Raw genomic sequence first — 16,130 nt, 5'->3', positions numbered from 1 at the left:
TACTGAACCCGAAGCGAACCCCGCCCCTGGCGGGGCTCATGCGCCAGTGACTTCAATTCTGGCGGTCCATTCATGCCGTTGCCGCCTCAGGGCGGCATCGGACATTTCAGTTATGTGAGTAGCATGCATTCTCCTATCGTGACGCAGTGTTTCAAAGCCTATGACATTCGGGGTCAAGTTCCCGCTCAACTGAACGAAGACATTTCCTATCGCATAGGTCGCGCGCTGGTGGCCGAATTGCAGGCGAAAACTTTTGTGGTCGGTCAGGACATGAGGCTCGAAAGCCCATCCCTGGCAGGAGCACTGATGCGAGGGATCACCGAGGCTGGCGGCGATGTGATTGATATCGGGCTGTGTGGCACCGAGGAAGTCTACTTCGCGACCAGTCATTACAAGGATGATGGCGGCGTGATGATCACCGCCAGTCATAACCCCAAGGGCTATAACGGGATGAAGCTCGTCAAGGCCCAGTCTCGCCCGATCAGTGGCGACACAGGTCTTGATGCTATTCGCCAGCGCGTGGAGCAGGGTGATCTGGGCAGTGCCGCTGAGGAAAAGGGCACAGTTCGACAGGCATTCGACAAGAGCGCCTACATCGACCATTTGCTGACATACGTCGACGTCAGCGCTCTGAAACCGCTGAAAGTCCTTGCTGATCCAGGCAATGGAGCAGCCGGTCCTGTATTGCAGGCGCTGGCAGCGCGACTGCCGCTGGAGTGGGTATTCATTAATGAAGAGCCTGATGGCACCTTTCCAAACGGTGTTCCCAATCCACTGTTACCCGAGAACCGCGAACTCACACGCGAAGCTCTGTTGGCGAATCGTTGCGATATGGGATTAGCTTGGGACGGCGACTTCGATCGATGCTTCTTCTTCGATGCCGGTGGTCGTTTTATCGAAGGCTATTACCTGGTTGGCCTTTTGGCTGAAATGTTGCTCGGCAAGCACCCGGGCAGCAAGATCATCCACGATCCGCGTTTGACCTGGAACACTATTGAGCAGGTTGATCAGGCCGGTGGTGTCGCCGTGCAGAGTAAGACCGGTCACGCCTTTATCAAGGAGCGTATGCGCGAGGAAGACGCAGTGTATGGCGGGGAGATGAGCGCCCATCACTACTTTCGCGATTTTGCATACTGCGATAGCGGCATGATTCCGTGGTTGTTGGTGGCCGGGTTGATGTCGGCAAACGGCAAGAGTCTGGCTCAGTTGGTGGATGAGCGCATTTCCGCTTTTCCGTGCAGTGGTGAGATCAACTATCGCGTCGCCAATGTTCAGGCGACGATTGAAAAAATTCGCAATGCCTATCTTCATCTGAGCCCTGCGGTAGACACTACTGACGGCTTGAGCATGGACTTCGGTACTTGGCGTTTTAATCTACGGGGTTCCAATACTGAGCCTCTCTTGCGACTGAACGTTGAAACGCGTGGGGATCAGGCTGCTCTCTCTTTGCAGTTGTCGCGACTGGAAGAATTGCTCTTGGGGGAAACTCAATGAGTTCTATGGTTAAAGCGCTTTGGAACTATCGTGGGTTTATCTCTGGTAGTGTCAAACGAGAATTTCAGTCCAAATACAGAAACTCCTTGCTGGGTGCGCTGTGGACAATACTCAACCCTTTGGCGATGATTGTCGTATACACGGTGATTTTTTCTGAAGTGATGAGAGCGAAGTTGCCGGGTATCGACAGTACCTTTGGTTACAGCATTTATCTCTGCGCAGGGATACTCACATGGGGGTTGTTTGCGGAGCTTGTAGGTAGAAGCCAAACCGTTTTCCTTGATAATGCCAATTTGCTGAAGAAAATCAGCTTCCCTCGTTTGTGTCTGCCAGTCGTTGTAGTAGCCAATGCCGGCATAAACTTCATTATCACATTTGGTCTGTTTACCACTTTCCTGATCATCAGCGATAACTTCCCTGGGCTGGCGTTTGTTGCACTGCTTCCCTTGTTGTTCATTCTGGTTCTTTTTTCTATCGGGCTGGGGATTACATTGGGTGTGCTCAATGTGTTCTTCAGGGACGTCGGGCAATTTTTCGGGATTTTTATTACGTTCTGGTTTTGGCTGACCCCCATCATCTATCCTATATCCGCACTCTCTAAAGAACTTCGCGTGTTTATCGATTACAACCCTATGACCAGCCTCATGGCAGCCTTCCAGGGCGTATTGGTTTCCGGTCAATGGCCGCAGTGGGAGACCTTGTGGCCAATTACCTCCCTGGCGGTATTTTTGTGTGTTGTAGGGATGCGCTTTTTCCGCAAGCATGCGGGCGAAATAGTGGACGAACTTTGATGGGTAGTATTTCGGTTGTTGGCTTGGGCAAGGCTTATAAACAATATCGCACGCGATGGGGGCGATTGGCTGAATGGATCATTCCCAGGCTCAAGCCTCGGCATACCCTGAAGTGGGTGTTGCAGGACATCAGTTTTTCGGTAAGTGCGGGTGAGGCGGTTGGTATCATCGGCGTAAACGGAGCAGGAAAAAGCACACTGCTCAAGATGATTACCGGGACCACCCAGCCGACGATGGGAAGCGTGAGCATCAATGGGCGAGTGGCGGCGCTGCTTGAGTTGGGTATGGGCTTTCACCCTGACTTCACTGGCAGACAAAACGCCTATATGGCTGGTCAACTCCTTGGACTTTCCCTTGAGGAAGTCTCCCATCACATGATGGAAATCGAGGCGTTCGCGGACATCGGTGATTATATTGATCAACCCGTGCGTGTGTACTCCAGCGGTATGCAGGTAAGGTTGGCGTTTGCCGTTGCAACGGCAGTGCGTCCGGAAATTCTCATCGTCGATGAAGCGCTGTCGGTAGGGGACGTTGCTTTTCAGCGAAAGTGTTACCGGCGTATTGAACAGTTTCGTGAGCAAGGCACAACCCTGCTTTTCGTTACACACGATACTGAAACGGTAAAAAAGATTTGCGACAAAGCACTGTTTCTTCAGCATGGAGCCATGGCCGCTTTTGGTCCTGCAAAAAGTGTCTGTGATACATACGAGCAAGTCTTGTTTGGCGGTGGAAAGAAGACTCTGCCAGCCGCAAAGAGCGTCGAGGCAGTTGTTGATCCTAGTTTGATGAGTAGTTGTGAGCTTTCATACGGCGACGGACGAGCGGTGGTCGAATCGATATGGATGGAAGGTTCGCAAGGGCAACCGGCCAATGTGTTCGGCAGTAGCGATAGCCTGGTACTGAAATATCGTGTTCGTTTTACTGAAGAAGTGTCGCAGATCGCATTTGCCTTCATGGTCAAAACCCGTGACGGTGTCGCGCTGTTTGGCATGGACACCGCGGACATGCCGGAGGTGAAAGGCAGGACTTTTGCGGCTGGCGAGAAGCTTTTGTTGAAGTTTGAATTTGGCAATTCATTCGCACCTGGCACTTATTATGTGAATTGTGGGGTGCGGGACGATACCGGTGATGTTGCGTTGTTTCTGCACCGTCGCATTGATGTGGTCCTGTTTCGCGTGCGCGCGGATGAGGGTACTTTCGCCAAAACAGGAGTTATAAACGTTCCGGCGAAATTTGAACTTGCTATGGAGTAAGGGATGAGCATTTTAAACGAATTTAAAAGCAGTCCTGTATTCGTTCATTCTTTATTTCGAGCAGGAAGTACTTACATTTTCAGCGTTTTCAGACGCTCTAAAGCAGGGTACTGGTGTTATCAGGAACCCATGAGCGAGTTTGTATTATCTGCACGAAACGAGCGTGAAAGCATGCTCGCAGCAGACGACAATCTGGCTAAAGTTCTACGCCATCCGGATATGAAGGGTGCCTATTACTCCGAGTTATACAGCGTCTCTGATGAATGTATAAGCATGCTGGATGAGTCCTGCATCTACGATGGTTATTTTACCACGACACCTGAGCAGGCTGGCGTGCCTTATCTGTCAGGCCTGGTAGCTTTAGCCAAAGGCAGGCCCTTCATTCAGGAGTGTCGAACAAGTTCGCGCATTGGTGTGATAAAGAAAGCTTTGGGCGGCTGTCATGTCTATCTCTGGCGCAATCCCTGGGATCAGTGGTGGTCATACAAGGTTGACCACTATTTCGATAATGCAACTCAGATGTGTATCAATGCTACCCAGCATCCAGACATCATTACTCGCCTGATTGAAGAAGTCGGATTCAAGGGATTGGCCGAGGGAAATATTTTTGAGAAATTTTCCTGGTTTTTTCAAAATTGCCTGTCTCCGGACAATAGTTATCTTGTCTTTTATGTGCTGTGGTTCTTGGGATTGAAAGAAGGTCTGACACACACTGACTTGCAGATTAATATTGATCGCCTCAGCGACAGTCTGGATTATCGAAAGCAAGTGACGGCCGCGCTTGAAGATAAGGGTGTCGACGGCCTTGATTTTTCTGATTGCTCTGTTCCTCAGGCAGTTTACGGCGAAAAAGACAGGGCGTTTTTCCAGGGCATCGAAGAGCGAGCGCACAGCCTGCTGCTGCTCTCAGGGACATCGCAGCATGAGATCGATGAAATTATTGCGCTGCGTAACGCTAGTGAGCCACTAGTTTGGCATCGGGATGTTAAACTTGAGGCCAACTCCAATCTTATTCGAGATGCAGAAAGAGCTCGCGAATTGGTTCTGGCCATCGAGCAGAGGGCGGTGGACGCCCGAGTTGGTTATCAGCAGCAATTACGTGCTGAGCAAGAAAAATATGCCGCCATGGAAGCAAAACCTCTAGTGCCTAGCGCAGAGGTAGAAGAGTTGGAACCGGAGAAAATGGCGGTTGAAGCAGAAAGGGTAAATCTCGAAGCCAGGCGAGCACAACTAGATAACGAGCAAAAAGTACTGATAGTCAAGCGCTCAGAGCTTGTGTCTGAGCGTTCAAGGCTTGAAGCCAAACTCGCCGACACACTCGTTGCGTCGGATGCAAAAGTAGCGTCGGCAAATGCTAAGGCTACAGAGCTTGAAAGCAAGCTTGTATACAAGGATATCGAACTCGAGCAAGCCAGGCTGGAATCCAGGGCAATGGTGGCTGAGTTTGAAAGGAAAACACATGAACTGCTGACAAGTACTTCGTGGCGACTGACCAGGCCGTTGCGGGTGTTGAGCAGGCTGATAAAAGGGCAAGGGATTAACTTGAAGGCTTCCCCATCGCTGATAATTAAACATCAGCTTAAATCTTCCATTTCTCGTTTAATACGAGTAGTAGTCGCAAATCCAAGAATCAAGAGCTTGGCTGTTGGTTTTCTATCACGTCGCCCAGTATTGAAAACCCGGCTTAAACGACTGGCTTGGGGAATGCAGCAGAATCAGAACTCCGTTGCGAGTCAGCCGATGACCGCCGTGGACGCGTCACCCTCGCATCAACAGACTTCACTGTTGAAGAGAAAAGGGAACGGCGATGAGCTGAAATCACCGCTTGAGTCTTTTTTCTACTGAGTATTTATTTTGAAAAAAATATTGGCATTTAGCTTTTTTCCAGCATTTACACCGGTGTCGAACGGTGGTGAATCCAGGATTTTTAATTTTTATAGGTCCCTGAGCCGCACTCACCAGGTCACGTTGTTGAGTTCTACTCATCAAGACGCTCAAGAGGAGCGTGTGTTTCATGGAGTGAACTTCATTGAGCGCAGAATTCCGAAAGATAACGCGTTCAATGAGGTATGGGCCACGTTGTCCAAGGTTGCCGGTAAGGGCGATCTATCTGGCCCTGCTCTTGCAGCCTGTGCAAAGTTTCCCGGTGCCTTCCACAACGCTTATCTGGAAGAGTATGCGTCGGCGGATATTATTATCCACGACTTCCCTTTTACTATCGATTATGACGTCTTTGCAGGTTTCGATAGTAAGCTACGGGTTTACAACTCTCAGAATTGCGAAAGTGTTCTTTACAGTTCGTTGCACAGCGATTCCGAGTCGGATGAAATTCCGAAGCTCGTTGAAGGCTTGGAAAAAAAGATACTTGAGATCTCCGACCTCGTTTTTTATTGCGGTGATGACGACCTGGTCGCGTTCCATGAATTGGCGCCAGACGCTAAGTTTGAGAGCGAGTTTGTTCCGAACGGCATGACACCAGTTAGAGCAATTTCCTCAAAAGATAGCTCGGACAAGGTTTTTTCTACGGTTTTCATGGGCAGTGGTCATTTGCCCAATCAGAAAGCTGCGCTAACACTTGCCAATGACATTGCTCCACTCGTTCCAGAGGTACAATTCAATATTCTCGGTACCTGCCTCCCGGAAGGGAAGTACTCAAAAAACGTCATCCGCCACGGCCGGGTGAGTGATGCCTTGAAAGACGAGTTGTTGAGCAATAGCCATTTGGCGTTGAACCCTATGTCTACTGGCAGTGGGTCAAATATTAAAGTGCTGGAATATTTGGCTAGAGGGCTGCCGGTTCTGTCAACTGACTTTGGTGTGCGAGGGCTTTCGGGTAAGGAGGGTGAACACTTCCTGGTGTCTTCTCTCGAGGCGTTCGGCCAGGCTATTCGTGATGCCGCGAGCACGCCTGCGCGCCTAACGTCTTTGGGCGAGGCGGGGCTGTCATTTGTTAATGCTAACTATACGTGGGATGCAATTGCCGACAGGGCTAGCAAAAAGATAGTAGAAGTACATGGGCGCAGTAAGACCCATTCCGCCAATAAACTTGTAACAGTATTGAACGATTACGATTCCTTTGCAGGAATTGGTGGTGGTGCTACGCGAACACGAGGCTTGTACGCTGCGGTTTCGGAGTCGAGTACAGTTGTGTTTTTATGCTTTTCAAGCGATCGATTCTTGCGTGTTGATCGTTATGATGAAAATACCTTGGTCATCGCGGTTCCTAAAACTGCGGAACATGTTGCCGAACTTCAGTATGTTAATGCTCAATCGCATATCTCTTGTGATGATATCGTTGCTGGTCGCCATTGCACGCTCAACCCGCTCTTGGTGAGGTTTTACCAGACCCTGAGAGGTTTTTCTCAGAGTGTGGTTATTGAACACCCATTCATGGTCGGATTGCCCGTCGCATATGCTGACAGATTTGTTTATTCCTCTCAGAATAACGAATTGAGCCTGAAATCTCGTTTGTTTGAATACCATCCTCTCCGGGATTCCTTGATCGCGGATGTTGCAGAGTTTGAGCGTAAGGCCGTTGAATTGTCGGCGGTAACAGTAGCTGTTTCCGATGAGGATGCCGATTCTCTGCTGAGAAATCGACGCACAGCAGGTCCGGCAATAGTGGTCCGCAATGGATCGGCCCCTGCGGCGCCGATTGATACCGCAAACGCGCGCCAGTTACAGGGCACTATTTCTGCCCGATCGGTAGTTTTCCTGGGCTCCGCGCACATGCCTAATGTCGACTCGGCAAACTATCTTGTGGAGCATATTGCTCCAAACTGTCCAGATGTCGAGTTCCATCTGATCGGTTCGGTTTGCAGTTCCATAAGTGCCAAATCCGCTCGAAACGTTCGTTTGTGGGGGGTTTTGGATGATTCGGAAAAGTCTGCGGTCATGCAGGCGTGTTCAATAGCGATCAACCCGATGATGTCGGGTAGCGGTTCGAATGTGAAGTTGGCTGATTATCTCGCCAATGGACTGTTTGTCGTGACGACGGTGTTTGGGCAGCGTGGATATCCTGAAGTCATTCAAGATCACATCGATGTTGTCGCGCTGGAGAGTTTTCCCCAGGCGATACTATCAGCACTTTCCGATGTGGAATTGCGTTCACCAATGTTAAGGGAGCTGCGCCAGTCGGTATTTGACAGGTGTCTCTCTATGCAGGCACTTGCGGCGGATTATGTTCATGCTTTGCAGAATCTTTCAGTGCCCAAAAAGCGTGTGCTTTTTGTAACCTATCGTTATACCTCTCCTGCCATGGGCGGAGCAGAGATGATGATGGAGCAGTTGTTACGGGCGCTCGGCCGAAGTAATATGTTTCAAATTGATGTAGTTGCTCCAGAAGTGAGTTCGATGCACAGTCGATATCGTTTTTCGGAAAACTACTATTTTGACTCTAACGACAGTGCGTTTATTAATATGCACAACGTCAGATTTGCTCGTTTTCCTATTGAACAGTCGGAAGATCAGCAAGCCAGGTTGGAGTTGGAACGCGCGTGGCAATTGCAGCCCTCATTCGAGCGTATCGTTTCGGACTCCGTTAAAGCCGGCTTTGATCGCAGCGGTCTTACATGGGGTTGGTCCTTGCCGGAAGGTAAGGGCTTGACTGCCTCTCGGTGGGCTTATGCCACATGCGGGTTGTACGTAGAGCACAACACAGAAGTACGTATTAACGGGTTTGTTCACAAAAAAGCGTACGTCACGGTTCTTGATAATCAAGGTGTTGCCATCCTCACATCAGAGGTTGAAGGGCAATTCGTATTGTCATTCTTTGCTCCAGCGGGTGAGATGGAGATCACAACATCCATTCGATCTTTCCAGCAAGAAGATCCGCGGCCACTGGCTTTTATAATGACCGCACTGCATTTTGACGGTGTGCAACTCGATATTTCCAATCAGACGTTGGTAAGCCTGGCCTCTGTGGATGCACAAAAAGCTTTTGAGGTGCTGGCTGTTGCTGCTGAGGGAACTCGAGATTCATTGAATGTTAAATTGAGTGATCTGCGTGGGCCGTTTTCCGAAGGCCTTGAACATTACGTAGAATCTCAGGTAAGCAAATATGACCTGGTGATAACGCATAACCACGTATTTCGCCCAGCCATTGTTGCTGTTGAAGCTGCCAAGCGTCACGATGTGCCAGTGGTGATAATACCTCATGCCCATTTGGACGATGATTTTTATCATTTCCCAGATCTTAACGCTGCTGCGAAAAGTGCTGACCTGGTATTGGCTTCACCTCTCGCGGCGTGCGAGTTTTATCGCGGCCGTGGTGCTAATGTAAGTTATTTTCCAGCGGGAATTGATACTAAGGAAGTATTTCATCAGGATGATGTTGACGCATTTCGCAGCGTTTTTTCTGGCGATCGTCCTTTCCTATTGGTACTGGGTCGTAAATCAGGTGCAAAGGGATATAAAGATACAATCGCATCTGTTGAAAAGCTCAATGCTCAAGGACAGAATCTACACGTTGTGCTAATCGGCCCTGACGATGATGGCATTCCTGTTTTGTCGCAGCATGCAACCTATCTGGGTAAGCAACCGAGAAATGTAGTTCGTGGGGCGCTCATGTCCTGCTTGTCGCTTGTTAACATGAGTAGCAGCGAAAGCTTCGGCATCGTACTGCTGGAGGCGTGGCTGGCCGGTAAGCCTGTTATTGCCAACAATGCTTGTGCAGCTTTCCATGACATGGCCATCAATGGTGTTAACGCAATATTGACGGACGCTGAATCTTTGGCGGAGGCTATCAAACGCTTGATCAGTGATCCTGCATTGTGTACGACTTTGGCCGAGAATGGTCGGGGCATTACACAAGACTATGACTGGTCTGTCATTGGAGATCGCTTTATCAATATCTGTGGCGAGCTTATGACATAACGTTCAGTGATTGCCACTTGAATTGCGGGGGAGCATTTGTGCTATCAGGCATGATGTTCCCCCCACTTTTTCAAAAAAAGGAGTGCTCTTCTAAAAGGCGAATATCCTTGTCTCTCGGCAAGATACGCATAGTTGCTGAATGAGGGCCTTCGATGAGTGCTGCAGTTATCTTGAGGTCTCGGAAGTTTACGTGGCAGTTTCAGTTTTTGTTGCGAGAAATGGTTTTTTGTCGGTCACCAATTTCGCTAATGTAAAGTCTTGGTTTCACTTGAGGGAGCGGGTTTTTGAATAGGAACGGTTTTGGTCTGAGGTCATTGAAATGGCTTGCGTTAGCCCTTGCTCTGTTAGCCTGTGTGGTTTATGCAATCTACCTTGGTCACGCTATTTATGTTGAGCGAGCATTGTATGCGGATGGGTCTTTTTTCTTTGTCGACTTGTTGAGTCATAATCACGGATGGCCAATTGCCGATGATGAAAAGCATGTTAGGCTTTTCGCGAACATTCTGAACCAGTTTCCGTCTGCTGTCGCTGTTCAGCTTGGAGTGGAAAGTCTGGTTGTACTAAAAATCCTGTTTGGTGCGAGTTTGTTTTTAGGGCCGTTTCTCGCTTACATCTATTGTTTCTTTTTGAGTCGGCGCGCAAACAACTATCGGGTTTTTTTGTTTTCTATCGCGAGCTTGGTGACTTGCGCAATTCCATCCGATATTTTCATAGTTAATCAGTCTTTCATATCTCTGGCGTTGGTGTGGGTCTTGCTGCACTATTTGCTATTGAATATTGATATTCGACGGTACGACTGGGTTGTTATTTCTTTTGTCTCTTTACTTCTTTTCAGAGCGCATGAGAATTTGATTTTTTGGGGGGGGGTGATTTTTATCGGCGCGGTGGGAGTTATTAGATTCGGTGCTGGCGGTAGTATTCTTCGTGAAAAACGGCATCTTTACATGCTCGGGTTCGCGGGTCTGGCTCAGGCTTTATTTGTCATTTATTGGCAAATGACTCACCCAGTGGGTGAGCAAACGAACGCCTTTTTGCAACTTATCGATTTTGCCATGCCCCAGGAAATGTGGCTAGGCAACACGAGGATAAGCTTGTTGACAACGGCTCTTCTCGTTGTGGCGATGTTATACGGTGCCTCCAGTCGCAGCGTCAGGAAAACAAGTGTGCTGCTTTCGGGTTTGTTTTTGTTGCTCTTTTTGTCATTGTCGATTTACGTTTTATACTTTGGCGCTTCTGCTATTCAAAATCTCACTATGACTGACCCGCGTAGAGAATTTAATTACCGGTTCCTGATGACATTTGGTTCATCTGGTTGGATGCTGTTATCGATTGTTTTCGTCCTGGCAAGAATCAATATAGATGTGCGTGCACAGTATTTGGCTATTGGCGCGCTGTCGGTCGGTTTGCTGTCTGCATCCATGTGGCAGATTTCTAATAGTCTTCAATGGCTGGACTTCAAAGAGGCTGCCTTTAATGAGCTCAATGCTAGTTCCGGGCCGATCGTTCAACCTGAGTTGGTAAGAGAGAAATTGCAATCGGAAGGTCGTGATTATCTTTATAAGTACCGTTGGGATTGGACCTGGCCGGTATTTGGTATGAGCTTGCAGGCCGATGGTCGGGTTGTGAAAATGTATAAGCCCGAAGGGTTTGAGGCATATTTCAATCCTCCCGAGAAAATACCTTTTCTCCGGCGTTCGGTGGCGGGTGATGGTAGCGTGCGCAAAGAGTTCTATTCTTTTGACGAGTTTCAGCGCGCTGGAAAAACTGAACAATGAAGTTGTTTCTAGGTTTTCTGCTGGTTTCCGGAGTTGGATGGGTTCTTGATCTGGTTTCTTATACAGTGCTGACCCAGATACTCGATGTCTCCCCAGGCTATGCGAATTTTGCTTCGTCGATGGTCGGTGTCACTTACGTATGGGTGGTTGCGCTCAATCGGGTTTTTAACCGAGGGGGACGCGATAAATATATTTTCCTGCCGATTTACTGGGCCTATCAAGCGGTGTCGATTCTCGGCTATTCATTGCTTATTTCCGTCGTGGTTGTAAATCTGGTAGATTTTGGGGTTGATCAGGCAATCATGCTGCCGGTGGCGGTGCTGGCAAAGCTGATGGTAACCCCGGTTAATTTGTTGACGAATTTCCTGTTTATGACCGTTCTTGCAAAATTTATGAGTGCTGAATCTGATGGCCAAGTCTGAAACTAATCCAAAAATCCTGGTTTTTATCCCTGCGTACCGCTGCGAAGCGCAGATCACTCGCGTTATCGATCAATTTGACGAAAGCGTTCAGGCCAGGATCGATACTGTCATGGTTGTTGATAACCGTTCACCTGACGGTACTCTGGACGCAGCCATCGAGCGCGGTAAATTGGTGTTGAAGAACTGTAATTTCATCGCTTGGTGCAACGATGATAACTACGGTTTAGGCGGCTCGCACAAGGCTGCCTTTCGCTACGCAGTAGAAAAAGAGTTTGATTACATTGTTGTGCTGCATGGCGATGATCAGGCAGACATTCGAGACCTGATTCCGCAACTGGAATCAGGGATGGATCAGGGCGCAGATTGCTTGTTGGGCGCCCGGTTCATGCGCGGTAGTCAGCTGAAAGGATATTCGTGGTTCCGCACCTTCGGTAATCGTGTGTATAACGCACTGTTTTCGATGGTCACGTTTCGTGCTATCTACGACTTGGGGTCTGGACTGAACCTTTATCGCGTGGCTGCGTATCGCGATTTTTACTACAAGTCCTTCCCTGACGATCTGACGTTCAATTATGTGATGTTGCTGGCCAGCTATCATCGCAAGCAAACGGTGCGTTTTTTCCCTATTAGCTGGAGAGAGGACGACCAGATTTCCAACGTCAGACTCTTCCGTCAAGCTTTCAAAGTGCTCGGGTTGCTAGCCGGATATGGCCTGCGACGTGGTGGTTTTATCTCCAAAGAGCTCCGCTCTCGTGCATTTGATGCTTACACAGGGCAAATTCGCTATAGCCAAGGCTCAGCGTCCAATGAGTAACAGCTTGAAGGTTTACTTTGGCCTGCTGCTGATCGTGGTGAGTTGCTGGCTATGGCTGCGCGCGCCTGATATAGCGAGTTTCGGTCGTGAGACGCAATGGGCTGGTCTATTAGGTATTACGCTACTTTATCTTGGTTCGCATATATTGCGTATCCTGCGCTTGGTGCTGTTGACGCTGGATGATCGCGGTAAGGCGTTTCCACTGTCTGCAGCACATACGCTGACAGCCTTTCCAAGTAGTTTCCTGCCATTCAAGTTGGGTGAGATCTTACGTCTTGCCTCTTTCTTTCATGTGTTTGGGAAGCGGCAGAAAGCATTGGCGGTGTGGCTGGCGGAACGCTTTGGGGATGTAGTCGTAATCTCGACCTTTATTCTCGGGCTTTACATCTTTGACGTACAAGTGGTACCGGCAATGCGGACGGTCTTTGTACTGTTTGTATTGGCCAGCGGATTAAGCCTATTGGGCTTCTTTGCTGTTGCAAAGGTCTTCGTATACCTGAATCGTCATCTTGTGCTGACCAGTCATACACCACGCGGGCTAACTCTTCTACGTGCGAGTCATGTGCTTCGTAGGCTTGAAGTCGCGATCTATAGGTCGGTCGAGGGACGTATTTCCGCGTTTCTACTGCTCTCGGTACTTATCTGGTCTGTCGAGATCCTCGCACTGTCTCTGTTTATCAACCTGCTCGGGATCGGGGATCCGGACCTCGCTGCACTCTTCACGTCCGGGTTGCTGGCGAGTTTACCGGGCGGCGGTGGGGTATCGAATGCTTTCGGTCTCTATCAGTCGCTTGGGCTGGTGGCACTAACATTGGTATTTTTGCTCGTCGTTTCGCTGTCGGCGCGCTCCAAAATTTTGAGGACCCGAGATGTCTGAACCTTACGCCAAACTAATGCTGATTCTCGATGATCGCGAGTTCGCCTTTGGTGAGGTGCGCAGCTTGGTTGGTTCGCGTCGATTCGGTGATATTGTCTTCAAGCGCCGGCCATTGATTGAGCATTTTTGCGCTGCGCTGCCTGTCTGGAGTCGTTCGAATTTGATTCGATTGCAAAATGACGATGATCTGGTCGCGCTCCGTTCGACGCTGGAAGCTTGCAGTGAAAATACGTCCGTCTGCGTCATCGCTGGCCGTGCCGGTTTTTCACAACCTGAGCGTCTCACTCAGTTGATAGAACGCTTGCCCTATGCGGAAGAAGACTTTACCGATTCGTTGTACAAACCGATGTTGGTATTTCTGCGCAACGCCCATGCCTTGGTTGACCAATGGTCGGCGTTCGCGGCCGCTCCGCTTCATACTTGGGAGAAGGCGTGGCAGGGCAGTCAGCGACTACAATCGGTGGAGTTGTTGGATTTAGGCAAGATCCGCGATTTTCTTTCTTACACTAGCGGTTCCACAGCAACTCGACACTTCAACGAGATGCAGATCGATGCGTATTATTATACGAAGCGATCCAGCGACAAAACCAAGATGCTGGCGGAGTATTCCTTTTACGGGTTAGCTCCCGAGTCTATGCGGCCGTGGCTGATACAACCATTTGATTTTCAAGACGATGGCGATCGGGCCTCTTACAAGATGCTGCGTTATTACCTGGCTGATACTGCGCTGCAATGGGTCCATGGTGCCTTCGAGGAAGATACGTTCACGTCTTTTGTCGATCGGTTACTGTTCTTTCTCGCCGAGCGATCGAGACAGGTTTGTACGAAGGAGCAGTCTGCGGCCATTGCTCGTGAACTGTTCGTCAATAAACTTGAAAAGCGCGTAAAGCAATTCCTGGCAATGGAGGAGGGGCAGCGGATCAATCGCCTGGCCGCCAGCGCTACTTCCGAACTGGATATTTCACTTCAGTTTGAGCGTTTTGTGAAGCTCTACAAGCGTTACGAAAAAGGGTTTGCCTTTGATCACAGCGTAGTGGGTCACGGTGACCCTTGCTTCTCCAACGTGCTTTATGATCAGCAACGCTATTTGCTAAAGCTGATTGATCCCAAGGGCGCGCTGACGGAAGAGGGTTTGTGGACGCACCCCTTGTACGATCTGTGCAAGGTTTCGCACAGTGCGCTAGGGGATTACGACTTCATTAACAATGGTCTCTACAATGTCGGTTTCACCGACAATAATCAGTTGCTTTTGAGTTTCAAGCACACCAACCACTCGGTATTGAAGCCAATTTTTGTTCAGCGAGTCAGGGCTGCAGGTCATGACGTTCGCGTCATGCGACTAGGCGAAGCATCCTTGTTTTTATCGATGCTGCCGCTGCACATAGATTATCCAAATAAGGTGATAGCTTTCCTGCTGAACGCTCACCACATTCTCAATGAGGTTGAAAGTGAATCAAGAGTTTGAGGGCGTTGACGGCGTATTGGTCGTCGATATCGACGGCACGTTATGTGGCATTAAAACGGCGGATCAGTCCTATGCCGATCTGATACCCGACCAAGCCATGTTGGTTAAGTTGCGCGAATATCAGGCCAAGGGATATCGGGTCCTGCTTTTTACTGCGCGTAATATGAATACTTACAAAGGCAATCTGGCGCTTATTAATAAACATACGGCTCCCGTTCTTCTGGAATGGCTCGCCAAGTGGGAGGTGCCTTATGATGAGATCCTCTTTGGCAAGCCATGGCCGAGAAAAAAAGGTTTCTATATTGATGATCGATCTGTACGCCCGGACGAGTTTCTCAATATGACCGAAGAAGAAATCCAGAAATTGCTTGGACAAGAATAGGAGTCTGAAATGTCGGTGAATATTGTTATTACGATGGCCGGCCGCGGATCGCGCTTCTATGAGGCTGGTTATACGGTACCCAAGTATGAAATTCCTGCGCACGGCAAAAGTCTGTTTGACTGGTCGATGCTTTCTCTGCGGAATTTTCTTACGCCAGATAGCCGAGTGATTTTTGTCTGTCTGGAGGAAAATAACTCTGCCGAGTATGTCCGAAAGCAGAGTCAGGCACTGGGACTTCGTGATGTGCATGTTATCGAGATCAGTCAGGTGACTGATGGTCAGGCAACCAGCGCCTATCTGGCGCGTGGACTGTGTCGGCCTGATGAACCTTTACTGATTTATAATATTGATACATACGTTAATCCCAATGCATTGCGGCCTGAATTTATCCGTGAGGGAGCTGATGGATGGGTTCCGTGCTTCCAGGTCCCAGGCGAGCATTGGAGTTTCGTCAAGCTGGGCGATGATCAATGGGCCACGGATTTAGCTGAAAAGCAGCGTATCTCAGACTTCGCATCCATCGGTTTATACTGGTTTTCACGAGCTGAGGACTACGAGAAAGCATATGAACGATTCTTTGCTGACTCGCAAAACCTGGTTCGCGGGGAGCGCTACATTGCGCCCCTTTATCGGCAGTTAATTGCTGAAGGTCGAAAAGTATCCATTACCGATCTTGCTGTTGATGATGTTCATGTATTGGGTACGCCGGCAGAGCTGAATGCCTTTCTTCAACTGAATCCCAAAGACCTGAATGTCGACTGAGTAGTGGCGTTTTGAGATTGGTGGGCTAAAAACTGTTGTATTCGGTGGGTACATTTAAAAGGTTGCCCACCGGCGCTTGTTGGTACACGCTCGTCATCACCGTTACGGCCAGTTCAGTCGCTCGATTGGGTTAGCCCTCCTGTTTCCAGGATAGTTCTTGGTAATGGGTTAAAATACAGGGCGAGAGGTCGCCTCAAAAACCGCTGTCGTGAGTGCGCGAC

12 protein-coding genes are annotated in these 16,130 nt (G+C 49.2%); all 12 read left to right on the top strand.

The window, feature by feature from the left end; all coding sequences use genetic code 11:
* The first annotated feature begins 123 nt into the window (after positions 1-123).
* Positions 124-1,494 carry a phosphomannomutase gene (locus AB4P97_RS15040; RefSeq protein ID WP_395602946.1) on the top strand — a complete coding sequence of 457 codons (1,371 nt, stop codon included), beginning with the start codon at positions 124-126 and terminating at the stop codon, positions 1,492-1,494.
* Positions 1,491-2,285, top strand: a complete 795-nt coding sequence (locus AB4P97_RS15035; protein ID WP_042560354.1) for an ABC transporter permease — start codon at positions 1,491-1,493, stop codon at positions 2,283-2,285. Before AB4P97_RS15040 ends, AB4P97_RS15035 begins: the two co-directional genes overlap by 4 nt.
* Positions 2,285-3,538, top strand: a complete 1,254-nt coding sequence (locus tag AB4P97_RS15030) for an ABC transporter ATP-binding protein (RefSeq protein ID WP_042560353.1) — start codon at positions 2,285-2,287, stop codon at positions 3,536-3,538. Before AB4P97_RS15035 ends, AB4P97_RS15030 begins: the two co-directional genes overlap by 1 nt.
* A 3-nt stretch (positions 3,539-3,541) precedes the next feature.
* Positions 3,542-5,383 (top strand): hypothetical protein, encoded by a 1,842-nt coding sequence (locus AB4P97_RS15025; RefSeq protein WP_395601282.1) that lies wholly within the window; start codon positions 3,542-3,544, stop codon positions 5,381-5,383.
* 9 nt (positions 5,384-5,392) lie between these two features.
* Positions 5,393-9,412, top strand: coding sequence for a glycosyltransferase (locus AB4P97_RS15020; RefSeq protein WP_115147511.1), 4,020 nt, complete (start codon positions 5,393-5,395; stop codon positions 9,410-9,412).
* A 284-nt stretch (positions 9,413-9,696) separates the two neighbouring features.
* A complete protein-coding gene (locus tag AB4P97_RS15015; RefSeq protein ID WP_395601281.1) occupies positions 9,697-11,187 on the top strand; it encodes a hypothetical protein in 1,491 nt (496 codons plus the stop codon).
* Positions 11,184-11,609 carry a GtrA family protein gene (locus AB4P97_RS15010; protein WP_042560349.1) on the top strand — a complete coding sequence of 142 codons (426 nt, stop codon included), beginning with the start codon at positions 11,184-11,186 and terminating at the stop codon, positions 11,607-11,609. The genes AB4P97_RS15015 and AB4P97_RS15010 overlap by 4 nt, the downstream gene beginning before the upstream one ends.
* Positions 11,596-12,423, top strand: a complete 828-nt coding sequence (locus AB4P97_RS15005; protein WP_115147514.1) for a glycosyltransferase family 2 protein — start codon at positions 11,596-11,598, stop codon at positions 12,421-12,423. Before AB4P97_RS15010 ends, AB4P97_RS15005 begins: the two co-directional genes overlap by 14 nt.
* Positions 12,416-13,300, top strand: a complete 885-nt coding sequence (locus tag AB4P97_RS15000) for a lysylphosphatidylglycerol synthase domain-containing protein (RefSeq protein ID WP_042560347.1) — start codon at positions 12,416-12,418, stop codon at positions 13,298-13,300. Before AB4P97_RS15005 ends, AB4P97_RS15000 begins: the two co-directional genes overlap by 8 nt.
* A complete protein-coding gene (locus AB4P97_RS14995; protein ID WP_395601280.1) occupies positions 13,293-14,765 on the top strand; it encodes a hypothetical protein in 1,473 nt (490 codons plus the stop codon). Before AB4P97_RS15000 ends, AB4P97_RS14995 begins: the two co-directional genes overlap by 8 nt.
* Positions 14,749-15,147, top strand: a complete 399-nt coding sequence (locus AB4P97_RS14990) for a capsular biosynthesis protein (RefSeq protein WP_235378418.1) — start codon at positions 14,749-14,751, stop codon at positions 15,145-15,147. The genes AB4P97_RS14995 and AB4P97_RS14990 overlap by 17 nt, the downstream gene beginning before the upstream one ends.
* A gap of 9 nt (positions 15,148-15,156) precedes the next feature.
* Positions 15,157-15,909: a glycosyltransferase family 2 protein gene (locus tag AB4P97_RS14985; protein ID WP_042560344.1), complete on the top strand. Its 753-nt coding sequence runs from the start codon at positions 15,157-15,159 to the stop codon at positions 15,907-15,909.
* Positions 15,910-16,130 lie beyond the last annotated feature (221 nt).

It is taken from the genome of Pseudomonas sp. A1230, from assembly GCF_044218825.1.
GTDB lineage: Bacteria > Pseudomonadota > Gammaproteobacteria > Pseudomonadales > Pseudomonadaceae > Aquipseudomonas > Aquipseudomonas iridis.
The sequence above is the reverse complement of the archived record's forward strand: the minus strand, read 5'-3'. Positions and strand labels throughout refer to the sequence as shown.